Here is a 22,443-nt window from a genome sequence, read left to right as displayed (position 1 = left end):
CATTACCTATATACCTCACACCCCACAAAAAAAAAAGCGCAAACTTTACTTTTTTCGAAATCTGTCAGCTGTCCGCTGTCATGTGTCAGCTGCGCCAGCCGTGCCGGCTGTCGGCTCGGTCAGCCGCTACCGCCCGACCCGGCCGACACCCGATCACCGACCGGCGATCGCGTGGACGAACTTCGCCGCGTCGACGGTGCCCAGGCCGCTGGAGAGGTCGTAGCCCGGGGTGGCGTTGTAGCCGGTGACACCGTTCCAGCCGTTGTCGCCCTCCTTCACGTCCTTGATGCCGCTCCACTGGCTCGGGAGCAGGCTCAGGCCGTACAGGCGCCAGTTGATCTGGCCCAGGCGGTAGCCGGCGAGCTGGTCGGCGAGCGCGACGACACCCGAGAAGATCGGGGTGGCCTCGCTGGTGCCGCCGGTGAGGTGCCAGCCGACCGCGGTCGGGTCGTAGGACTCGTAGGTCCAGGCCCCGCCGTCGACGGCCGCGCTCATGCTGATGTCCGGCGTGCCGCGGTGGTTGCCGGTGACGTTGGCGACGCCGGCCTGGTACCACGGGCGCTCGAAGACGCCGGAGACGCCACCGCCGCCGGCGCCGTAGCTGTCGTGCCACACCTTGTCGTCCGCGGTGCGCTTGCCGCTGTCGTCCAGGGTCAGCTGGGTGCCGCCGATGGAGGTGACCAGCGGGTCCGAGGACGGCCAGGAGTTGACCTTGAACGGGTACAGGTCGGTGCCGTTCTCCTTGGCGTCGGTGGCGCCGTTGTCGCCGGAGGCGGCGAGCACGGTGACGTTGCGGTCGGCGGCGGCCTGGAAGGCGTAGCGCAGGTCGGTGATCGACTTGAAGTCGCCCTTGTCGAAGCCCGGGAAGGTGTTCTCGGTGGCGCCGAAGCTCTGCGAGATGACGTCGCCGCGGCCCTGCTTGATGAGGCTCTTCTCGGCGTCCATCATCTCGGGCAGACCGGTGGTGCCCTCGGTCTCGGCGACGCCGGTCTCGACCAGGATGATGTGCGCGTCGGGGGCGACCGCGTGGGCGTACTCGACGTCCAGCGTGGTCTCGCCGGCCCAGCCGGTGTGGTCGGGGTTGGTCGGGTCGAAGACGGGGACGTTGCCCCACTTGACCACCTCGACGTTGGTGTCCGGGATGCCCCACTGCTTGTCGAAGACCTCCAGGTCGTGCTGGATGGTCGGCGAGCCGAAGGAGTCGACGATGACGATCGTGCGGCCCTTGCCCGTGACGCCCTGCTGGTACAGCGGGTTGAGGTTGTAGGCCTCGCGGTACTGCAGCGGCGAGTAGCAGTGGATGCCGATCTGGCTGACGCACTGGGTGGTGGTCAGCGGGGCCGGGCGCGCCTGGGCGTTGTGGTGGCCGAAGGAGGCCGGGCGGACGTGGACGCCCGCGAGGTCGTGCGAGGGGGCGGCGGTCGCGGTGCCGACGGCCGGTACTGCGACGGTGCCGGCCGTGAGGGCGGTGGCCCCGACGGCGAGCAGAGCCAGGGCGCGGCGGAGGGAAGCGGGGCTGCCCATGGGACTCCTTGAGGGGGACGCTGGGCCCGACCTGGTCAGGTCGGGTCGGTCCGGCCATCCCATCGACTGCAACATGATCATGCCATAGTCATTTGGTGGGGTAGTCCGATCAAGAGCATGGTCACGCTCGGCCACGCGAAAAGGTAAAGGCCGTCCCAGGGGAAGGTAACCCCGCATCTGGGACGGCCGTCTGACGACCAGTCAGTAAATCACCATCGTCTTCACAGTTTTCACCGTGTTGGCCAACTTTACCAAGTTCACCGGCGCCCGGTAAGCCGCCGTCAGGTCAGCGTGCGCCGCCGTTGACGTAGAGGGTCTGGCCGCTGACGTACGAGGCGTCCTCGCTCGCCAGGAAGGCGACCACCGCAGCGACCTCCTCCGGCTGCCCGACCCGGCGCAGCGGCGTGCGGGCGGCCACCTCGGTCTGGTGGTCCTCGGCGGTGGCGCCCACCCGCTCGGCGGTGGCCGCGGTCATCGCGGTGGCGATGTAGCCGGGGGCGACGGCGTTGACGTTGATGTTGAACGGGCCGAGCTCGATCGCCAGGGTGGCGGTGAGGCCCTGGATGCCGGCCTTGGCGGCCGCGTAGTTGGCCTGGCCGCGGTTGCCGAGGGCGGAGCGCGAGCTGAGCGAGACGATCTTTCCGTACTTCTGCGCCACCATGTACTTCTGCGCGACGTGGCTGCAGTTGTACGCGCTGGTCAGGTTGACCGTCAGCACCGCGTCCCAGTCGGCCTTGGGCATCTTGAAGAACAGGTTGTCCCGGGTGATCCCGGCGTTGTTGACCAGGACGTGCACCCCGCCCAGGTCGGCCGCGATCTGCGCGAACACCGCCTCGACCGCGTCGTAGTCGGCCACGTCGCAGCCGTACGCCCGGGCGGTGCCGCCCTTGGCGGTGATCTCGGCGACCGTCCCGGCCGCCCGCTCGGCGCTGAGGTCGACGACGGCGACCGCCGCGCCCTCCTCCGCCAGCAGACGGGCGGTGGCCGCACCGATGCCCTGCGCCGCGCCGGTCACGACGGCGACCTTCCCCGCGAAACGGGTCATGTGAACTCCTTGGAAGGAAGAGTGAGTGGCGACAGCGGACAGTCCGTCCCTGTCCGTTGTGAGACGTTCTCGGTCCGTTGTCAGACGTTCTCGACCAGCACGGCCGTACCCTGCCCCACGCCCACGCACATGGTGGCCAGGCCGCGCCGGGCGCCGGTCCGGTGCATCCGGTGCAGCAGGGTGGTGAGGATGCGGGCGCCGGAGCCGCCCAGCGGGTGGCCGAGGGCGATCGCGCCGCCGCTGGGGTTGACCAGCTCGTCGGCCTGCTCCGGGTCGAACCCGATGCCGTCGGCGGAGGCCAGCGCCTGGGCGGCGAAGGCCTCGTTGAGCTCGGCCGTCTCCAGATCGGCGAGCGTCCAGCCGGCCCGTCCGAGCACCTTCGCCGTCGCGGGCACCGGGCCGATGCCCATGACGTCCGGGTGCACCCCGGCCGAGGCGCCGGCCACGTACCGGCCGAGCGGCTGGAGGCCGAGGTCGCGCAGCGCCTCCTCGCTGACCAGGACCAGCCCGGCCGCGCCGTCGTTCATCGGCGAGGCGTTCCCGGCCGTGACGGTGCCCACGGGCCGGAAGACCGGCTTGAGCCCGGAGAGCTTCGCCAGGCTGGTGTCCTCCCGGATGCCCTCGTCCTGGCCGACCGTCACCCCGTCCGGCCGCTGGACCGGGATCAGCTCGGCGTCGAAGTGCCCGTCCTTGCGGGCGGCCGCCGCGCGCTGGTGGCTGCGCAGCGCGAAGGCGTCCTGGCGCTCGCGGGTGATGCCGTACCGGGTGGCGACCTCCTCGGCCGTCTCGCCCATGCCGAGCACCCCGTGCAGCTCGGCCATCCGGGGGTTGGTGAGCCGCCAGCCGAGCCGGGTGTCGTAGGTCTCCATCCGGTGCGGCAGCGCCTCGTCGGGGCGGGGCAGCACGAAGGGGGCGCGGGTCATCGACTCGCAGCCGCCGGCGAGCACCACGTCGGCCTCGCCGGAGCCGATCGCCCGGGCGGCGAGGGTGACGGCCTCCAGTCCGGAGGCGCAGAGCCGGTTGACGGTGGCTCCGGGGACACTCTCCGGCAGGCCGGCCAGCAGGACGGCCATCCGGGCGGCGTTGCGGTTGTCCTCGCCGGCCTGGTTGGCGGCGCCCCAGTAGACGTCGTCGATCCGGGCCGGGTCGAGGGCGGGTACGTCGGCGAGCAGGGCGCGCAGCACGGTGGCCGAGAGGTCGTCCGGGCGGACCGTGGCGAGCGCGCCGCGCAGCCGGCCGATGGGTGTGCGGCGGGCTGCGGCGAAGTAGACGGGACGCACGTCGTCGGGCTCCTTGGCGAAAGGGGTGGGATGCTCTTACGGATGTCAGAAGGCGTTGATGCCGGTGAGGGCGCGCCCGATGAGCAGTTGGTGGATCTGGCTGGTGCCCTCGTAGAGGGTCATCACCCGAGCGTCGCGCAGGTACTTGCCGACCGGGTACTCGTCGATGAACCCGTACCCGCCGAACACCTGGAGCGCGTTGTTGGCGGCCCGGACGGCGGCCTCGCTCGCGTAGAGCTTGGCGACGGAGGACTCGGTGGCGAACGGCAGGCCGCGTTCGATGTGGTCGGCGACCTTCCAGGTGAGCAGCCGGGCCGCCTCGACGTCCACGGCGATGCCGGCCAGCAGTTCCTGGACGAGCTGGTGCGAGGCGATCGGCCGTCCGAACTGCTCGCGCTCGCCCGCGTAGCGGACCGCGGCCTCCAGGCAGGCGCGGGCGATGCCGACGCAGCCGGCGGCGACCGACATCCGGCCCTTCGCCAGCGCGGCCATCGCGACCGTGAACCCCTTGCCGACCTCGCCGAGCCGGGCTTCGCCGTCCGGCACCCGGACGTCCTCGAAGGAGAGTTCGGCGGTGGCCTGGCCGCGCAGGCCGAGCTTGCCGTGGATCTCGGTGCGGGTGAAGCCGGGCAGGTCGGTGGGGACCAGGAAGGCGGTGATGCCCCGGTGGCCCCCCTGCTCGGGATCGTCGCCGCCGGTGCGGGCGAAGACCAGCGCGACATCGGCCCAGGTGCCGTTGGTGATGAACGTCTTGGTGCCGTTGAGCACCCAGTCCGAGCCGTCCCGCACCGCGCGGGTGGTGAGGTTGGCGGCGTCCGAGCCGGTGCCGGGTTCGGTGAGCGCGAAGCAGGCGAGCGCCTCGCCGGAGGTGAGCCTGGGCAGCCAGTGCTGCTTCTGCTCCTCGGTGCCGAAGCCGTTGACGGACTTGGCGACCAGGCCGAGCGAGACCGACACGATGCCGCGCACGGCCGAGTCGCCGCGCCCGAGCTCCTCCAGGACCAGGCAGTACGCGAGGTGGTCGCCGCCGCTGCCGCCGTACTCCTCGGGGATGGTCAGGCCGAGGAAGCCGACCTTCGCCAGCTTGCCGACGATCGCGCGGTCGACGGACTCGGCGCGGTCCCACTCGGTGGCGTACGGCACGATCTCGCGGTCGGTGAAGGCGGCGGCGAGGTCCCGGACGGCGCTCTGCTCCTCGGACAACTCCAGGTTCACGGCGGCTCCCGAATCCCGTATCCGGACCCGGGGGGAGGTCCGGGCCGATTAAACTAGCGCTGCAAGTTTTATGGGGGGACTGTAGCCCCGCCCGGCCCGCGCTGGGAAGGGGCACCTGCCAGAATCGGTCCCCACCGCACCCGACCGGACGAACCGGAGGACGCCGCCGAGATGGCCCGCCCACGCACCCCGCTGCTCAGCCGCGAGCGCATCGTCGTCACCGCTCTGCGACTGATCGACGACGAAGGGCTGGACGCCCTCTCCACCCGCCGCCTCGCCACCGAGCTGTCGGTCAGCGGGCCCTCGCTCTACAACCACTTCGCCACCAAGGACGAGCTGTTGGACGCGGTGGTGGACAGTGTCATCGGCGAAGTCGACTTGTCGATGTTCGGGCCCGCCCGGGCGGCCGGACCCGCAGGGGCGGCCGGGTCCTCCGGGGCGCCCGGACCCGCCGGGGCGGTCGCCGCGGCAGGGGAGGTCTGGACCCCCTGGCCGGAGGCACTGCGCGACTGGGCCCGGTCCTACCGCGCCGCGCTGGCCGCCCACCCCAACATCGTCCCGGTCCTCGCCCAGGGCCCGGGGCGGCGGCCGAACGCGCTGCGCCTGGCCGACGCGGTCTTCGGGCACCTGGTTGAGGCCGGGTGGCCGCGCGGCCAGGCGACCAGGATCGGTGCGCTGATGCGCTACTTCGTCACCGGCTCCGCGCTGGCCTCCTTCGCGGCCGGCTTCCCGGCGGACGCCGAGGTCTACGACGCGGCCGACTACCCGCACCTCGGCGAGGCCCACCGGCTGGCCGGGCACCGGGGGACGGTCGACGAGGGCGCCTTCGAGACCGGCCTGGAGGCCCTGCTCGACGGGCTCGCGCTGCGCTTCGAGCGCCTCGCCCCGCGCCCGTAGGCCTCCGCGTCCGCGTCCTCCGGCGCTCCGCGGCCTCCTTGTCCTCCTTGCCCTCCGGGTCCTCGGGGTCCTCGGGGTCGTCCTCGTCCTCCGTGTCCGTAGCCCTCGGACCCGGGGGCTACCAGGGGTCGCGCGCGACGAAGGCCGGTCGCAGGGCCGGGTCCACCGGGTCGTAGTACCGGTGGTAGACCGGCGTCAGACCGCCCGAGACCGGGGGCACGATCCAGCTCCAGTCCGCCGGGGTCGGCCGGCCGAGGCGCTCCTCCTGGGCGACGTGCTTGAGGAAGCGTTCCGACTCGGTGTGGTGGTCGGCGATCGTCACCCCGGCCTCCTGGAAGGAGTGCAGCACGGCGATGTTGAGCTCGATCAGCGCGCGGTCGCGCCAGAGCGTGCGGTCGCTGGAGGTGTCCAGGCCCAGCCGCTCGGCGACGGTGCCGAGCATGTCGTAGCGGTCGGCGTCGGCGAGGTTGCGGGCGCCGATCTCGGTGCCCATGTACCAGCCGTTGAACGGTGCGGCCGGGTAGCGGACACCGCCGATCTCCAGCGTCATGTCGCTGATCGCGGGCACCGCGTACCAGCGCAGCCCGAGGTCGGCGAACCAGGCGTGGTCGGGGTGGCTGAGCGGCACCTCCAGCGTGGTGTCGTCCGGCAGTTCGTACCAGGCGGGGCGCTCGTCGGGCCGCTCCTGGACCAGCAGCGGCAACGCCTCGAAGCGGTCCTCGGCGCACTTCCAGCCCAGCTCGCGGGCCCGGACGGTGAGCGCGGCGCCGGCCGGGTCGCCGACGACCACCCCGTCGGCCTCCCCGTCGACCCGGTGACCGGCGTAGCGGACCAACTGCTGGTTGAGGATGCGGGCGGCCGGGCGGTCCGGACCGTCGGGGGCGAACACCGAGACCACCGGGCGGATCCGCCCGCCGTTGCCCGCCAGTCGCAGGTGCTCGAAGCACTCGGCGGCGATCTCGTCGGCCGAGGTGAGGTGGCGCAGGTCGCGGACCACCAGGCTGCGCCAGTACAGCCGGCCGATGCAGCGGGCGGCATTGCGCCAGGCGAGCTTGGCGCCGTAGGTGAGTTCGGCGGGGGTGTGCCGGTAGCTTCCGGTGCGGTCGATCTCGTCGAGGACGGCCCGCAGTCGCGGCTCCGGCGACCCGGCGGCGGGCTGCTCGTGGTGGAACTGCCGGATGAAGTCCGCGGCCTGCGCCGGGTCGGTGAACGGCGGCGGTTCGGACGGCAGTTGCTGCGCATCCCGCGAAGCCGAAGCCGAGGCCGAAGCGGAAGTTGAAACGGGAGCCGAAGTCGAAGCGGAAGCCGACGGCGGGAGCGGGAGCGAGAGCGTCGGCGCGTCCGGCTGGGGCGGCAGGGACGTCGGCGCGGTCTGCGGGTGGGCGCCCGGGGTCGAGAGGTCGCCGTGGGCCTGCGGGTGCGCGTGGGTGTGGGCGTACGGGCAGCCGCCGGTCGGTGCGGTGGCTGCGGTCCTGCGGGTGCGAAGCCGGTTGAAGATCAAGGACACATCCCTCCTGCCGCACAGGAGTACCGGAGGTGCTCGGTCCACCGCAGAGAGTGAACGATTCGGCCCCCGCACCCGCGCGGATCGCGCTAGGGTGCGGGGGCCGAAGGTCCGACTGTCGGATCAGCCGATGTCCGACTGTCAGCCCATGTCCTCCAGTCGGATGCCCTTGGTCTCCTTCAGGTACTTCGCCACGAAGGGGATGGAGAGCGCCGCGAAGGCGGCGTAGATCAGGTAGGTCACCGACAGGTTCCACCGCGCCATGGAGGGGAACGAGACGGTGATCACCCAGTTGGCGATCCACTGCGCGGAGGCGGCGACGGAGAGCGCGGCGGCGCGGATCCGGTTCGGGAACATCTCGCCGAGCATCACCCAGACGACCACGCCCCAGGACATCGCGAAGAACAGCACGAAGGCGTTGGCGGCGATCAGGGCGACGGTGCCCTGCAGGTCGGGCAGGGTGAGGTTGTCGCCGCTGCCGGTGGCCGAGGAGAACGCCCAGCCGGCCGCACCGAGCGCGACCGCCATGCCGACCGAGCCGATCAGGGCGAGCGGCTTGCGGCCGATCCGGTCGACCAGCACGATCGCGATCACGGTGCCGAGGATGTTGATGACCGAGCCGATGAAGCTGATCAGCAGCGAGTTGCTCTGGTCGATGCCGACCGACTGCCACAGGATCGACGAGTAGTAGAAGATCACGTTGATGCCGACCAGCTGCTGGAAGACCGACAGGCCGATGCCGACCCAGACGATCGGCAGCAGGCCGAAGCGGCCGCCGAGCAGGTCGCGGAAGCGCGGGCGGTGGTCGGAGGCGATCAGCCCCTGGATCTCGGCGATCCGGGCGTCGGCGTCCACGCCCTCGCCCTCGACCTCGGTGAGCACCTTGCGGGCGTCCGCCAGGCGGTCGGCCTGGATCAGGTAGCGCGGGGACTCGGGGATGACCGAGGCGAGCACGAAGTAGACCGCGGCCGGGACGACGCAGATGCCCAGCATCCACTGCCAGGCCTCCAGGCCGAGCAGCTGACCGCGGGTGTCCCCGCCGGCGGAGTCCGCCAGCAGCCAGTTGACCAGCTGGGAGATCGCGATGCCGAGCACGATCGCGGCCTGCTGGAAGGAGGCCAGCCGGCCCCGGTACTTGGTCGGTGCGACCTCGGCGATGTAGGTCGGGGCGATCACCGAGGCGATGCCGATGGCCGCGCCGCCGAGGACGCGCCACAGCGCGAGGTCCCAGGCGGAGAAGGGCAGCATCGAGCCGACGGCGCTGACCGCGAACAGCAGTGCGCCCGCCTTCATGACCTTGATGCGGCCGTACCGGTCGGCGAACCGGCCGGCCACCGCCGCACCCACGGCCGAGCCCAGCAGGGCCGAGGAGACGATCAGGCCGGTCACGCCGTCGCCGACGCCGAACTTCTCCTGGATGCCCGAGACGGCACCGTTGATCACGGAGCTGTCGTAGCCGAACAGGAACCCGCCGAGGGCCGCGGCGGCGGTGATGAAGACGACGAAGCCGAGGCGGCCGGGCGCGGGGGCCTCGACCGCCCCGGAGGGCTTCTGGGTGACGCTCACGATCTGACTCCTGGTACTCAACACTGAGCTCGGTAGTCGAGATCGTAACCCTTGTTCGTTTAAGTCTTGTACACCGGCAGGCCAATTCGCCGTTCAAGAATTCGTAAGGTGAACAAGCAAATTGAGCCTCCCGGCCACGTCCCCGACAGTCCCCGACGGTCCCCGACCACCTCCCCGGCGGTCCACGACGGTTCCCCGCGGTTCCCGGCGGTTCCCCGCGGCGCCGCCTACGCGGGGGCGGAGAGCGAGAGCCCGAAGCGGCCCTGCGGGTCGGTCCACCAGTGGCTCAGCCGCAGTCCGGCCGCCGCCAGCTCCTCGGCCACCCGCTCGCGGCGGAACTTGGCCGACACCTCGGTCCGCAGCTCCTCGCCGCGGGCGAAGTGCACCGGCAGGTTCAGGGCCGGGATCTTCACGGTCTGCGAGCGCAGCGAGCGCAGCCGCATCTCGATCCACTCCCGCTCGGCGTCCCAGAGCGCGACGTGCTCGAAGGCGTCCGGGTCGAAGTCGGCGCCCAGCTCGCGGTTGAGCACGTTGAGCACGTTCCGGTTGAACTCGGCGGTCACCCCGGCGGAGTCGTCGTACGCGGCGACCAGCACCGCGGGGTCCTTGACCAGGTCGGTGCCGAGCAGCAGGAAGTCGCCCGGGTCGAGGGCGGCGCGCAGGCCGCGCAGGAAGACGGCGCGCTCCTCGGGCAGCAGGTTGCCGAGGGTGCCGCCGAGGAAGGCGACCAGGCGGGGGCCGCCCTCCGGGGGCAGGCCAAGCCGGGCGGTGAAGTCGGCCAGCACGCCGTGCACCGCCAGTCCGGGGTACTCGGCGGCGAGCGCGGAGCCGGCGGCGGTCAGCGCGCTCTCGCTGACGTCCACCGGGACGTAGGTCTCCAGGGTGTCGAGCGCCCGCAGGGCGTCCAGCAGCAGCCGGGTCTTCTCGGAGGAGCCGGAGCCCAGCTCGACCAGGGTGCGGGCCCGGGTCGCGGCCGCGATCTCGCCGGCCCGGGCGGTCAGGATGGCCCGCTCGGCGCGGGTCGGGTAGTACTCGGGCAGCCGGGTGATCTCCTCGAACAGCTCGCTGCCCCGCGCGTCGTAGAACCACTTCGGCGGCAGCCGCTTGGGTTCGGACGTCAGGCCGTGCTGCACGTCGTGGCGCAGCGCGGTGCTGAAGTGGTCGGCGGGCAGCAGTCGGGTGAGATCGAAGGTGTCCATGACAGGGTGGTTCCTCTGTTCAGAAGATGAAGGGAGAGTGGGGAGTCAGTAGTGGCTCGGCAGCGGGCGGACGGCGGCGCCGCGCCCGTCGACCAGCAGCAGCGCGCCGTCCGGCACGGGTGTCCACCCGGGCTCGTCGTCGTACGGCTCGGAGGCCACCACCGTCCCGAGGCCCGGCAGGGTCCGGTGCAGCAGGGTGTCGCCCCAGGTGGTCGCGGCGATCGCGGTGCCGTCGGTCAGCAGCAGGTTGAGCCGCCCGGTGGTGTGCGCGGCGACATCCGCGACGGTGCCCGCCAGGGCCTCGTCGAGCCCGGCGCCGGCGCGCAGCCGGTGCAGGGTGAGGGCCCACAGCAGGGCCGAGTCGCTGCGCGCCTCCAGCTCCAGCAGTTCGGCCGGCGGGAGCAGCGAGGCCAGGGCGTCCAGCTTGCCCGGCCAGCCGGCCACCGCGCCGTTGTGGCTGAACAGCCAGCGCCCGGCGGCGAACGGTGCGGCCGCGCTCTCGCCCGCCGCGCAGCCCTCGGTGGCGGAGCGCACGGCGGCCAGCAGCGCGCGGGTGCGGACCACCCGGGCGAGGTCGGCGAAGGTCTCGTCGGCCCAGATCGGCCCGGTCCGGCGGTAGCGGGCGGGCACCTCGTCGCCGTCCGCGTACCAGCCGAGGCCGAAGCCGTCCACGTTGACCGTGCCGTGCCGCTGCGTCCGGGGTGCCCAGGACTGCCGGTACAGCCCGAACGGCGGGTGCACCAGCAGGTCCTGCGGCGCCACGGGCTCGCCCAGGTAGGCGATGTGACGGCACATCAGGCGCGCTCCGCGTCACGGGCGGTGCGGAATCCGGCGAAGATCTGCCGCCGGACCGGGTAGTCCCAGTTGCGGAACGTGCCCCGGCAGGCGACCGGCGCCACCGCGAAGCAGCCGCCGCGCAGCACCTTGTGCTCGGGGCCGAAGAAGACCTCCGAGTACTCCCGGTACGGCCAGGCCCGGAAGTCCGGGTACGCGCGGAAGTCGCTGGCCGTCCACTCCCACACGTCGCCGATCAACTGCCGGACACCGTACGGGGACTGGCCCTCCGGGTAGCTGCCGGCCGCGGCCGGGCGCAGGTGGCGCTGGCCGAGGTTGGCGTGCTGGGGGCCGGGTGCCCCGTCGCCCCAGGGGTAGCGGCGGGAGCGGCCGGTCGCCGGGTCGTGCCGGGCCGCCTTCTCCCACTCGGCCTCGGTCGGCAGCCGCCGCCCGGCCCACCGGGCGTACGCGTCGGCCTCGTACCAACTGACGTGCAGCACAGGCTCGTCGGGTGCGACCGGCTCGACCACGCCGAAGCGCCGGCGCAGCCACTCGCCGTCCCGGTGCTGCCAGAACAGCGGGGCGCTCAGGCCGGCCTGCTGCCGGTGGGTCCAGCCCTCCGGCGTCCACCAGCGCGGGTCGTCGTAGCCGCCGTCGGCGATGAAGCGCTGGTAGGCGGCGTTGGTGACCGGCGTGGTGTCCAGCAGGAAGGCCGGCAGGTCGACGGTGTGGGCCGGGCGCTCGTTGTCCAGCGCCCACGGCTCGGTGTCCGTGCCCATGGTGAACGGGCCGGCGGGGACGAGGACTTCGGCGGGCAGCGCGGCCGCGTCGGCGGGCGCGGGCGGCGGCGGGGGAGCGGCCAGGGCCGGCTCGCCCTTGCGGAGCTGATGGGTGATCAACATCGTCTCGTCGTGCTGCTGTTCGTGCTGCGCGATCATCCCGAAGGCGAACCCGGCCTCCAGCAGCGGCGCGCCCTCCAGCGGGCTGGCGGCGAGCATGTCCAGCACCCGGCCGCGTACCTCGTGGGAGTACGCCCGGGCCTCGGCCGGCGGCAGCAGCGGCAGTCCGGGGCGCTCGGCGCGGGGGTGCTGGAAGGCGTCGTACAGCCCGTCGATCTCCGGGTGCATCGGGTCGCGGCCGCCGACGTTGCGCAGCAGCCAGAGCTCTTCCTGGTTGCCGATGTGCGCGAGGTCCCAGACCAGCGGGGACATCAGCGGGGAGTGCTGGGCGGTGAGGTCGCCGTCCTCGACGCAGTCGGTGAGCGCGGCGGTCCGGGCGCGCGCGGCCATCAGCTCGGCGGCGATGGTCTCGCGCAGGTCCTCGACGCCGCGGGCCGCCTCGATGCCGCGGACTGCCCCGGTGACGCGGGCCGTACCGGTTCCGCCGACTGCCCCGGTGGCGCGGGGCATTCCGGCTGCCTCGGTGGGGGCTGCGGTCGGGCCGTTCGGTCGGACGTCGGTCATGGTGCGGCCTCCTCCGTGGGAGTGCGTCGGGTGCCGGAGCGCAGGGCGTCCAGCTGGTCGTCGGCCGGACAGCGGCCGCGCGCGGGGTAGCGCTCGGCGAACTCGGCGACGGCGGTGCGCAGCCGCCCGGCGCCGGGCAGGCGGCCCAGCGCGGCGTCGGCGGCGGCGAAGCAGGTGAGGGTGGCGCGGCGCAGCTCGGGATCGGCGACCGCCAGGGTGGCGGCCCGGCGCCAGACCTCGCTGCGGGGCGCTCGCGGACCGTCGGCCCCCTGCTTCCGGTCGGTGGAGTCCAGTGGCTCCAGAGCGGCCAGTGCGGTGTCGGCGGCCAGCGGGTCGTCCAGGAGCGAGGTCACCAGCGCGGCGACCACCATCCAGCCGTCCCCGGGCTGGGCGTCGATCATCCGCAGCTCCAGGTGGCCGCGCGGGCGCACCGGTGGGAAGAGGGTGGTGCGGTGGTAGTCCAGATCGGCCAGCGTGGGCGGGCGTTCGCCCGCGCCGCGGATCCAGTCACGGAAGGTCAGTCCGGGAGGGGCGGTCCACGGCAGGCCCTCCGGTCGTTGCACGCACAGCACTTCGGCGTCCAGCACGTACTGGGCCCAGGCCTCGCGCGGGTCGCCGTGGTCCGGCTCCGGGGCCAGGGTGCGGGTCGGGTCCATCCGGGACCAGACGGTCTGCCGGGTCGACCGGTGGCCGGTCGGCCTGCCGTCCAGCAGCGGGGAGTTGGCGAAGGCGGCGACCAGCACCGGGCCCAGCCGGTGGACCAGCTGCCAGCGGCGGTCCACCGCGTGCGGGCCCTCCGCGTCGCCGGCGTCCAGGCACACCTGCACGGATGCGGTGCCCGTCATCATGATCCGGCCCCAGGGCCCGGCGGAGTCGAAGAAGCGCTCCATCGCCAGGTAGCGGGGGTGGTCCAGCACCATCCGCCGGGGCCTGGCCAGCGGGTCCGTCCCGGTGCCGGTGAGGCGCAGGCCCTGCGCCGCGAAGGCGGCGCGCAGGGCGGTCAGGTCGCGTCGGGTGTCGTCGACGCAGGCCACGAGGCCGGTGGCGGGCGGGGAGCTGAGCTCGACCTGTCCGCCGGGTTCGAGCGTGAGGCGCGAACCGGAGGGGAGCGAGGTGCCGTCGGCGCCGCCGAGAGGCAGCGACTCCAGTGCGGCGTGGAGCAGTTCCGGCCGGACGGGCCGGGTCGGACATCGATCGTCATGGACGAACCACTCCACCTCGACGCCGACCAGTCGGGGCGGTCCGATCTTGAAGCAGACGCCCGACACGTGGCTGCGCGCCCCCGATTCGGTCAACGGGGTCACCCCCGGTGGGGGTGCTGGTGCGCTCTGCCGGTCGGGCGGAGTGGTGTGGGATATCGGTATCACCGGACTCACCATCCTCGGGATCACGATTGCGGCCCGGTCTACCCTGCCCAGTCTGCTACGGAGCATGCGGGGGCGCTGCGCAAATATCGTGTGAACGTTCGTTTCTGCAGGTCAGGGGCGTGGCGAACGGGTGAGGCGGGGGTTCGGGGAGGGTCTGCGCGCGGTGTGGATCCGGCGTGCACCCGGCGTGCTTGTCCGGGGCACATGCCGTGGTCACCGGCGCGTCGTCGGTGGCTGTCCCCATCCGGGGTCGAGCCGCTCCAGCCGCGCCAGGACGGTGTCCAGCGCCGAGCCCGGCAGGGCGTAGTTCAACCGCAGCGAACCGTGACCGCCGGGGCCGAACTCGGAGCCGTCGGAGGACTCCAGGCCGCAGCGCTCCAGCAGCGCCTGCCGGGCGGAGGCGGGCGGCAGGCCGAGGGCGGCGGCGTCCAGCCAGAGCAGGTAGGAGGCCCGCGGGGCCGAACGGACGGCGGGCCCGAGCCGGTCGGTGAGCCGGGTGCGGGCGGCGACCAGGTGGGCGAGCAGCGCGTCCAGCCACGGGCCGCCCTCGCGCAGCGCCGCCTGCTGCACGGTCTGCTCCAGCAGGCCGCCCTCCCACAGGCCGTAGCCGGCCAGGGCGTCGGTGAACCGGGTGCGCCGGGCCGGGTCCGGGACGAGCGCCCAACTACTCGGGAGGCCGGAGCAGTTGAAGGTCTTGCCGACCGAGTTGAGGGTCACGACGCGGTGCCGGTCCTCCGGGGAGGCGGTCGTGACGGCCACCGAGTGCCTGAAACCCGGGTGGGTGAGGTCGCCGTGCACCTCGTCCGAGACCAGCAACGCGCCGCTGTCCGCCGCCCAGCCGGCCAGGCCGCGGACGAAGCCGCTCGGCCACACCATGCCCGACGGGTTGTGCGGGCTGCTCAGCAGCACGGCGGCGGCGGGGCGGGGGAACGGGCCGCGCGGCATCCGGTACCCGCCCGGGCCGAGGTGCAGCGGCAGTTCCCGGTACGGGAGGCCGGCGGCGCGGCAGAGCTGGGCGAAGCCGCCCCACTCGGGGGTCGGGAAGAGGACGGGCGGCTGCGGCCGACCGGTGTCCGCCCGTACGGTCTCCAGCAGGATGCGCAGGGCGGTGCGCGGGCCGCAGGGCAGCAGCAGGACCCAGTCCGGATCCACCTCGACGCCGTGCCGGGCGCGGTACCAGTCGGCCACCAGCGCGCGGCCGGCCGGGTCGCACACCGTGTACCCGTACGCGCGGTGGTCGGCGCGCCGCCGCAGGGCCTCGGCCACGGCGGGCGGGCCGGGGAGGTCCATGTCGGCGAGGCCCATCGGGATCACCCCGGGGGCTCCGCCCGTGCGGGCCCACTTGCTGCTGCCGGTGCCGGCGCGGCTGAACGGGGACGTGAAGTCGAAGCCGTCGGCGCCGGTGGGAGCCGGAACGGCGGCGGGGCCGGGAGGTGGGGCGGGCGTGGCGGTCATGGGCGGGCCTCCGGTGCGTGGGGACGCTCCGGCCACGCTAGCCCCGGCGGGGAACGCGCGTCCCACGCTTTGGGCACCGGTGGGCGGAACACCGGGCGGCCCGTAGGCTGCCCCGCGGCTCGCGGCCGGTCGGACGCGCGGCCACACACAACGGGGACGTACGGGACGTACGGGTTGTACGGGACGTGACGGGGACGTGCGGGGACGCACGGGCTGCCGCGGCGACGTACGGGGAGAGGGGCGGCAAGGATGGCGGCGACGGCGCAGGGGACGGTCGAGGAGCAGGACGGGCAGGCCGAGGAGTTCACCCTGTTCGTGGCGCGGCGGGTGGAGCCGGGCTACGAGGAGGCCTTCGAGCTGTGGGCGAAGAACATCCTCGCCGCCGCCACGGAACACGCCGGCAACCTCGGCACCGGGCTGCTGCGCCCCTCCGGCCCGGGCGAGCCCTGGCACCTCCTGCTGCACTTCCGGGACGCCGAGGCGTTCCGTTCCTGGCAGACCTCCCCGGTCCGGGCGGCCTGCTTCGCCGCAGCCGACGGCCACCACCACGAGGTGCACCGGCACGAGATCCACGGGATGGAGGGCTGGTTCGCCACCACTCCGGGGGCCGCGCAGCGCCGGCCGCCGGTGCGCTGGAAGATGGCGGTGGCCTCCACGGTCGCCATCGCGCCCCTGGTCGTGGTCTCCGCGATCGTGATCGGGCCGCACCTGACGGGCCTGCCGGTGACCGTCCGGCCGCTGGTCACCGCACCGCTGATCAGCGCGCTGATGACGTACGCGGCACTGCCGGTGGTGACGCGGGCGCTGCGGCGGTGGCTGTTCCCGGGGGCGAAGGGATGAGGGTGAGGGGCCACGGCGCCCGGGCGGCCGCGAACAGCCGACAGCTGACAGACGACAGCGAACAGATATCAGCGAACAGATGACAGATGACAGCGAACAGATAACAGATTTCGAAATCTGTCAGCTGTCATCCGTCCGCTGAAAGTCGTCCGCCGTCGCCCGTTCGCCGTGCCCCGCCTTCCGGCCCACTCGCCAGGTACGCCGCCAGACCACGCCGCCCCCGGCGCATCATCACCGCGTGGTTGGCCCGGAACACCGGGTGCAGCGGCAGGGCGAGCCGGCGCAGCAGCGCCTTCCGGGGCCGGGTGTCCTGCTCGCACAGCACCCGACTGCCGGCCCCGCCAACGCTGCCGCTCCCGCCCGCGCCTTCCGCCCGCACCGTGAAGCGCAGCCACCCGACGAGGTCGCCCCGCATCTCCGCCTCCAGGACTCCGGCGGCCGGGTCGCGCCGTCGTCTCTCCAGGCCGATCACCAGCCGGTACGGCAGCAGGGCGCGCACCACCACCTCCCCGGAGTCCTCCCCGGTCGGCCTGGCCTCCCGGACCTCGGGCCACCACAGCGGGTAGCTCCGTACGTCCTCCAGCGCGGCGAACACCGCGGGCGTCGGCGCCGCGAATCGCCACACGCCCCGGAACCGGTAGTGGTTGGGATCCACGAGGCCACCCTAGCCCCGCGCCACCTCGCCCGACCCGGCCCGGACGCGCCCGCCCCGCCGCACCCCGTCGCATCCGCCCCCGTCCGCCCCGCCGCTACCGCGGCTCGGCCAGCGCGAACGCGGTGTTGACCAGCGCCACATGGCTGAACGCCTGCGGTGTGTTGCCGAGTTGACGCCCGGCGTACGGGTCCCACTCCTCGGAGAGCAGCCCGACGTCGTTGGCGAGCCCGACCACCCGCGCGAACAGCGTCCGCGCCTCGTCCGTGCGCCCCGTCGCGGCGAGCGCGTCGGCGAGCCAGAACGAGCAGGCCAGGAAGGCGCCTTCGCCGCCCGGCAGCCCGTCGCCGTGCGGCCCGGCGCGGTAGCGGCGCACCAGTCCGCCGTGGTCGAGCCCGTCCCGGACGGCGTCCACGGTGCGCACCACCCGGGGGTCGTCCGGCGGCAGGAAGCCGCTCTTGACCACGAACAGCGTGGCCGCGTCCAGCCCCCGTCCCCCGTAGTGCTGGACGAACACGCCGAGCCGACGGTCGTAGCCGTTCGCGCAGACGTCGGCGTGGACGGTGTCGCGCAGCGCCCGCCAGCGGTCGACCGGCGCGGGCAGCCCGGTGGCCTCGGCGAGCCGGACGGCGCGGTCGGCGGCCACCCAGCACATCACCTTGGAGTGGACGAAGTGCCGCCGCCCGCCGCGCACCTCCCACAGCCCTTCGTCCGGCTCGCGCCAGTGCCGTTCGAGGTGGTCCATCAGCGAGCGCAGCAGTGTCCAGACGTGCCGCTCCATCGGCAGCCCGGCCAGCAGGGCGAGGTGGAGGGTGTCCACCACCTCGCCGTAGACGTCGAGTTGGAGCTGGTTGACGGCGGCGTTGCCGAACCGGACCGGCCGTGAGCCCTCGTACCCGGGCAGCCAGTCGGCGGTGGTCTCGCCGAGCACCCGCTCCCCGGCGACCCCGTACACGGCCTGGACGTGCCGGGGGCCGCCGGCGATGGCCCGCAGCAGCCAGCGGCGCCAGGCGGCGGCCTCCTCCCGGAACCCGCCGCGCAGCAGGGCGGAGAGCGTCATCGACGAGTCGCGCAGCCAGCAGAACCGGTAGTCCCAGTTGCGCAGGCCGCCGATCCGCTCCGGCAGGGAGGAGGTGGCGGCCGCCACGATCCCGCCGGTGGGGGCGTAGGCGAGGGCTTTGAGGGTGAGCAGCGAGCGCAGTACGGCCGGCCGCCATTCGCCCTGGTACCGGCAGCCGGACGCCCAGTGCTGCCAGCGGTCGAGGGTGGCGAGCAGCGCCTGCTCGGGGTCGGTGCGCGGGGCGGAGGCCAGGTGCGAGGGCTGCCAGGTGAGGACGAAGGGCACGCGGAGCCCGGCGGTGACGGTGAACTCCGAGACGGTGACGCCGTCCAGCCCGTAGGTGTGGACGCCCGCGGGCACCCGGAGCCAGGCGGAGTCCGGCCCGGCGACGGCGACCCGGTGGTGCTCGGTGCGCCGGACCCACGGGTCGATCCGCCCGTAGTTGAAGCGCAGCCGCAGGGTGCCGCGCATCGGGACGGTGCCGTCCAGGCCCTCGACGATCCGGATCAGCTGGGGGTCGCGTTGCCGGCCCTGGCCGCGCTGCGGCATGAAGTCCGTGATCCGCACCCGCCCGTCGGGGGCCTGCCACTCGCTCTCCAGTACCAGGCTGTCGCCCCGGTAGCGGCGGGCGTGGCACTCGGCGGCGCCGGCCGGGGCCAGCCGCCAGGCGCCGTGGCGCTGGTCGCCGAGCAGCCCGGCGAAGCAGCTGGGGGAGTCGAAGCGGGGCAGGCAGAGCCAGTCGACCGATCCGTCCCGGCCCACCAGGGCGGCGGTCTGCAGGTCGCCGATGAGGGCGTAGTCCTCGATGGCTAAGGTCATCAAGCTCATTGTGGGACGCGCCCGCGCCCGCGGCACCGCAGGAATGCCCGTGCCCGCGGCACCGCAGGAACGCCGGTGCCCCCGGCGCGGCAGGAGCGCCCCGGCCTGCCGGAGGCGCCACGCCGACGCGACACGCCCGGCCGGTACACCGCGGGGCGCCACGCCCCGGCACGCCCTGCGGCCCGCCCGGACCGGCCGTACGGTCCGTCGGCCGCCAGGAGCCCGGCACTCCGCTTGCACCCGTTCGGGGTGCGGAGGAGGATCTTCTGTGCTTGTAGTCTCAGCTGTCACAGGAGTGCCCTCGCGGCACTGCCTCCCCGTTGACCGGAGTGAAGGAGTCACAGGCATGCGGCGACCGAGCTGGGTACCGGAGGGTACGGACCTGGACAAACCGAACGCCGCTCGGGTCTACGACTACTACCTCGGGGGCTCGCACAACTTCGAGGTCGACCGGGAGATGGCCCGCAAGGCGATGGACCTGTGGCCGGAGCTGCCGCAGATCATGCGCTCCAACCGCGCCTTCCTGCGCCGCGCGGTGACCTTCCTCGCGGAGCAGGGCATCACCCGTTTCCTGGACATCGGCTCCGGCATCCCGACCTTCGGCGCGGTGCACGAGATCGCCCGCGCGATCCGCCCCGAGGCGGAGGTCGTCTACGTCGACCGCGACCCGGTCGCCGTCGCGCACAGCCGCCTGCTGCTGGAGGGGGACGGGGCCTGCGCCGTCGTCCAGGCCGACCTGCGTGACGTCGACGATCTGCTGGCCCGCCCCGAGGTGGCCGGGCTGCTGGCCGAGGGCGAGCCGGTGGGCGTGCTGCTGGTGGCCGTGGCGCACTTCGTCAGCGACGCCGAGGACCCGTGGAAGCTGATCGGCGCGATCCGCGACGTGCTGCCGCCCGGCAGCGCCCTGGTCCTCTCGCACGCCTCGTTGGAGGGCCGCCCGGACCAGGCGGAGGACCACCAGAAGCTCTACCGGATGACGCCGACCCCGCTGACCATGCGCACCCGCGAGCAGATCACCTCGATGTTCGACGGCTTCGAGCTGGTCGAGCCGGGCGTGGTCTACCTGCCGCAGTGGCGCCCGGACCAGCCGGAGTCGGTCGGCGAGCACCCCGAGCGGATGACCGGGGTGGCGGGCGTGGGGTTCCGCCCTTGAGTGGAGGCAGCGAGCGGGAGACCGACGGCCGGGCGGCGCACCGGGCGGCGGCCGTACGGTGCTGCGCGGTGACCAGGGGCAGGACCGGAGCCGGGATCGGAGCCGGGACCGGAGCCGGGCCCCGCCCGCCGCACGCGGGGCCCACGAGGTCCGCCGGACCGACAGGGGCACGGACATGACCGGGACCCCCGTCGGCAGTGCCGAGCGGTTCCACGAGGAGTGGTCCCGGCTGCTCTCCGCCGACCACGGCATCGTCGTCCACCCCGGCCTGCTCAACCGCCTGGTGGCCCGCACCGCCGCCCTGCTGCACCGCGCCCAGGAGGAAGCGCCGTTCGAGCCGCAGCTGGCCGCGCAGGCCGGCGCCGAGCTGGTCGACGCGCACTTCACCGACCCGGTGCTGCTGGCCCGGGCGGTCGAGCTGCTCCAGGCCCAGTCGCTCACCGACGACCGCGGCCCCGCCCTGACCGGCGCGTTCGCCTCCGGCTGGGCCGCCGCCCTGCGGGAGCGCACGCTGCGCGAGCAGGAGGCGATCCGCACCGCCGCGGACGCCGCCCGCAAGGAGGCCGAGCGGGCGCTGCGCGCCTCCGAGGCCCGGTTCCGCGCGCTGTTCGAGAGCGCCGCGATCGGCATCGGCATCGGCGACACCGACGGCAACATCCTGGCCGTCAACAGGGCCCTGCAGGAGCTGTTCGGCGCGGGGCCCGCGGACATGGTCGGCCGCCGGGTCGGCGACCTGGTGCACCCCGAGGACACCCCGGGCGTCTGGGAGGCGTACGAGGAGCTGATCAGCGGCAAGCGCGAGTACTTCCAGTTCGACAAGCCGTACTACCGCCAGGACGGCGAGGTGGTCTGGACCCACCTGACCGTCTCGCTGATCCGCGACGACGACGGCACCCCGCAGTACCAGGTGGCGATGCTGGAGGACGTCACCGACCGCTACCGGCTCCAGGAGCGGCTGCGCCACCAGGCCACCCACGACCCGCTGACCGGCCTGCCCAACCGGGCGGCCTTCTTCGAGCGGCTGGAGAAGCTGTTCGAGGACCCGGAGCCGGGCGCCCGCTTCGGCCTCTGCTACGTCGACCTCGACGGCTTCAAGGTGGTCAACGACAGCCTCGGCCACGACATGGGCGACCAGCTGCTGTCCGCCGTCGCCGCCCGGCTGAAGGCCGCCCTCACCCCGCTGGGGCACCTGGTGGCCCGGCTCGGCGGCGACGAGTTCGTCGTCCTGCTGGAGAAGTGCCGGGGCGAGAAGGAGGCGGTGGCCGCGGCGAAGACCGTCCTGGCGGCGCTGGCCGGGCCGGTGCTGATCGGCGACCACAAGCTCGCCGTGGGCGCCAGCGTCGGCGTGCTGGAGCGGCGGGTGTCCACCACCACCCCGGGCGCCGCCGTCCGGGCCGCCGACCTCACGCTGTACCGCGCCAAGGAGGCCGGCCGCGGCCGCTGGACGCTGTTCGACCCCAAGGAGAACGCCCGCGCGGTCAGCCGCTACGCGGTGTCGGTGCGGATGCCCGCGGCCCTCGACCGCGGCGAGTTCTTCATCGACTACCAGCCGCTCTACCGGCTGGCGGACGGCCGACTGGCTGCCGTGGAGGCGCTGGTGCGCTGGCGTCACCCGCAGCTGGGCGTGCTCGGCCCGGACGAGTTCGTCACCACCGCCGAGGAGACCGGCCTGATCATGCCGCTCGGCCGCTGGGTGCTGGAGCAGGCGTGCGGTCAGGCCGCGGACTGGATCAAGCGGTTCGGTGACGACGCGCCGCAGCTCAACGTCAACCTGGCGGTCCGTCAGGCCCGCAACGCCGCACTGGTCAACGACCTCGCCCGGATCCTGGACGGCACCGGACTCGACCCGGCCCGGCTGCAGTTGGAGATCACCGAGTCGACGGTGGTCGGGCCCGAGGACGAGGCGCTGCGCAGTCTGCACGGTCTGGTCGACCTCGGGGTGTCGCTGGCCGTGGACGACTTCGGCACCGGCTGGTCCAACCTCGCCTACCTGCGCGACCTTCCGGTCTCCGGGCTGAAGATCGCCGGGTCCTTCGTCGGTGACCTGCACGAGCCGGGGAAGGACGAGTCCACCGGGTGGCGGATCGTCAGCGGTCTGGTGTCGATGGCGCACGCGCTCGGACTGAACGTCACCGCCGAGGGCGTGGAGACCGCCAAGGACGCCGAACGGCTGCGGACCATGGGCTGCGACTGGGCGCAGGGCTGGCACTTCGGCCGCCCGGTGCGGCCGTCCGAGATCGCCCGCCGGATCGTGGAGGAGCCGAAGGGCCGTCCTGTCGAGAGCTGAGCCGTCCGCGGGTCGGGGCGGGGCGGGGTTCCCGGGCAGGCCCGGTTCAGCCAACTATCACTGAACGTCACCAAAAGTTGCTGTAAAAGCGGGCAAAACACCCTTGACGTGACTGTCCGTACTGGACGAGGATGGGGTCTGGCCCCCACCCGCAGGGGTGGGAGGACATAGGCCAGTTCGTACGATCGGCGCCTCCGGGCGCCGGGAGCGCGACGGCGGTGCGCACCCCCTTCGGCCGCCCCAGTGCTCTCCGCATCGTATCGGCAGCTCCGGGGCCCTTCCCCGGGCTTCCCCGCAGGGCTCGACCCGCGCGTATCCGCCCGCGTGGTCGCCCGTTCGCCATAAT

General features: G+C 73.4%; 17 protein-coding genes. 4 read left to right on the top strand and 13 right to left on the bottom strand.

The window, feature by feature from the left end; translation table 11 throughout:
* Window positions 1-153: 153 nt before the first annotated feature.
* The 4 genes from ABT048_RS38390 to ABT048_RS38375 form a co-directional block, all read right to left on the bottom strand.
* Window positions 154-1,524, bottom strand: coding sequence for a S53 family peptidase (locus ABT048_RS38390; protein ID WP_350526272.1), 1,371 nt, complete (start codon window positions 1,522-1,524; stop codon window positions 154-156).
* Between the two features lie 286 nt (window positions 1,525-1,810).
* The gene (gene fabG / locus ABT048_RS38385; RefSeq protein WP_350526271.1) at window positions 1,811-2,569 is read right to left on the bottom strand and encodes a 3-oxoacyl-ACP reductase FabG; all 759 of its coding nucleotides are present in this window, start codon (window positions 2,567-2,569) and stop codon (window positions 1,811-1,813) included.
* Window positions 2,570-2,649: 80 nt separating this feature from the next.
* Window positions 2,650-3,849: a thiolase family protein gene (locus ABT048_RS38380; RefSeq protein ID WP_350526270.1), complete on the bottom strand. Its 1,200-nt coding sequence runs from the start codon at window positions 3,847-3,849 to the stop codon at window positions 2,650-2,652.
* Window positions 3,850-3,894: 45 nt separating this feature from the next.
* Window positions 3,895-5,061, bottom strand: a complete 1,167-nt coding sequence (locus tag ABT048_RS38375) for an acyl-CoA dehydrogenase family protein (protein ID WP_350526269.1) — start codon at window positions 5,059-5,061, stop codon at window positions 3,895-3,897.
* A 171-nt stretch (window positions 5,062-5,232) separates the two neighbouring features.
* Here ABT048_RS38375 and ABT048_RS38370 point away from each other — a divergent pair, with 171 nt between their 5' ends.
* Window positions 5,233-5,958 (top strand): TetR/AcrR family transcriptional regulator, encoded by a 726-nt coding sequence (locus ABT048_RS38370; protein WP_350526268.1) that lies wholly within the window; start codon window positions 5,233-5,235, stop codon window positions 5,956-5,958.
* Between the two features lie 118 nt (window positions 5,959-6,076).
* Here the strand turns inward: ABT048_RS38370 and ABT048_RS38365 are convergent, their stop codons facing one another.
* The 7 genes from ABT048_RS38365 to ABT048_RS38335 form a co-directional block, all read right to left on the bottom strand.
* Complete coding sequence (locus ABT048_RS38365; RefSeq protein WP_350526275.1) at window positions 6,077-7,189, bottom strand: nitric oxide synthase oxygenase; 1,113 nt, start codon at window positions 7,187-7,189, stop codon at window positions 6,077-6,079.
* Window positions 7,190-7,603: 414 nt separating this feature from the next.
* Entirely contained in the window at window positions 7,604-9,031 is a 1,428-nt protein-coding gene (locus tag ABT048_RS38360) for a sugar porter family MFS transporter (RefSeq protein ID WP_502894122.1), read from the bottom strand.
* A 224-nt stretch (window positions 9,032-9,255) separates the two neighbouring features.
* Window positions 9,256-10,227: an L-histidine N(alpha)-methyltransferase gene (egtD, locus tag ABT048_RS38355; protein ID WP_350526266.1), complete on the bottom strand. Its 972-nt coding sequence runs from the start codon at window positions 10,225-10,227 to the stop codon at window positions 9,256-9,258.
* Between the two features lie 45 nt (window positions 10,228-10,272).
* Complete coding sequence (gene egtC / locus ABT048_RS38350) at window positions 10,273-11,022, bottom strand: ergothioneine biosynthesis protein EgtC (RefSeq protein WP_350526265.1); 750 nt, start codon at window positions 11,020-11,022, stop codon at window positions 10,273-10,275.
* The gene (gene egtB, locus ABT048_RS38345) at window positions 11,022-12,290 is read right to left on the bottom strand and encodes an ergothioneine biosynthesis protein EgtB (RefSeq protein WP_350526274.1); all 1,269 of its coding nucleotides are present in this window, start codon (window positions 12,288-12,290) and stop codon (window positions 11,022-11,024) included. The genes egtC and egtB overlap by 1 nt, the downstream gene beginning before the upstream one ends.
* A gap of 170 nt (window positions 12,291-12,460) precedes the next feature.
* Window positions 12,461-13,843: an ergothioneine biosynthesis glutamate--cysteine ligase EgtA gene (egtA, locus tag ABT048_RS38340; RefSeq protein WP_502894121.1), complete on the bottom strand. Its 1,383-nt coding sequence runs from the start codon at window positions 13,841-13,843 to the stop codon at window positions 12,461-12,463.
* Window positions 13,844-14,044: 201 nt separating this feature from the next.
* Window positions 14,045-15,286, bottom strand: a complete 1,242-nt coding sequence (locus ABT048_RS38335; protein ID WP_350526263.1) for a MalY/PatB family protein — start codon at window positions 15,284-15,286, stop codon at window positions 14,045-14,047.
* Window positions 15,287-15,535: 249 nt separating this feature from the next.
* Here ABT048_RS38335 and ABT048_RS38330 point away from each other — a divergent pair, with 249 nt between their 5' ends.
* Window positions 15,536-16,126 carry an antibiotic biosynthesis monooxygenase gene (locus tag ABT048_RS38330; RefSeq protein WP_350526262.1) on the top strand — a complete coding sequence of 197 codons (591 nt, stop codon included), beginning with the start codon at window positions 15,536-15,538 and terminating at the stop codon, window positions 16,124-16,126.
* 127 nt (window positions 16,127-16,253) lie between these two features.
* Here ABT048_RS38330 and ABT048_RS38325 read toward each other — a convergent pair whose 3' ends face one another.
* Both ABT048_RS38325 and ABT048_RS38320 read right to left on the bottom strand, forming a co-directional pair.
* Window positions 16,254-16,781, bottom strand: coding sequence for an SRPBCC family protein (locus ABT048_RS38325; RefSeq protein WP_350526261.1), 528 nt, complete (start codon window positions 16,779-16,781; stop codon window positions 16,254-16,256).
* A 94-nt stretch (window positions 16,782-16,875) separates the two neighbouring features.
* On the bottom strand, window positions 16,876-18,657 hold the full coding sequence (locus ABT048_RS38320; protein WP_350526260.1) for a glycoside hydrolase family 15 protein: 1,782 nt from the start codon (window positions 18,655-18,657) through the stop codon (window positions 16,876-16,878).
* 346 nt (window positions 18,658-19,003) lie between these two features.
* Between ABT048_RS38320 and ABT048_RS38315 the strand changes: the two genes are divergently transcribed.
* A complete protein-coding gene (locus ABT048_RS38315) occupies window positions 19,004-19,810 on the top strand; it encodes an SAM-dependent methyltransferase (protein ID WP_350526259.1) in 807 nt (268 codons plus the stop codon).
* Between the two features lie 175 nt (window positions 19,811-19,985).
* Window positions 19,986-22,097 (top strand): putative bifunctional diguanylate cyclase/phosphodiesterase, encoded by a 2,112-nt coding sequence (locus ABT048_RS38310; RefSeq protein ID WP_350526258.1) that lies wholly within the window; start codon window positions 19,986-19,988, stop codon window positions 22,095-22,097.
* The last annotated feature ends 346 nt before the right edge of the window (window positions 22,098-22,443 follow it).

This window comes from Kitasatospora sp. NPDC096140, from assembly GCF_040303045.1.
Classification (GTDB): Bacteria; Actinomycetota; Actinomycetes; order Streptomycetales; family Streptomycetaceae; genus Kitasatospora.
The sequence above is the reverse complement of the archived record's forward strand: the minus strand, read 5'-3'. Positions and strand labels throughout refer to the sequence as shown.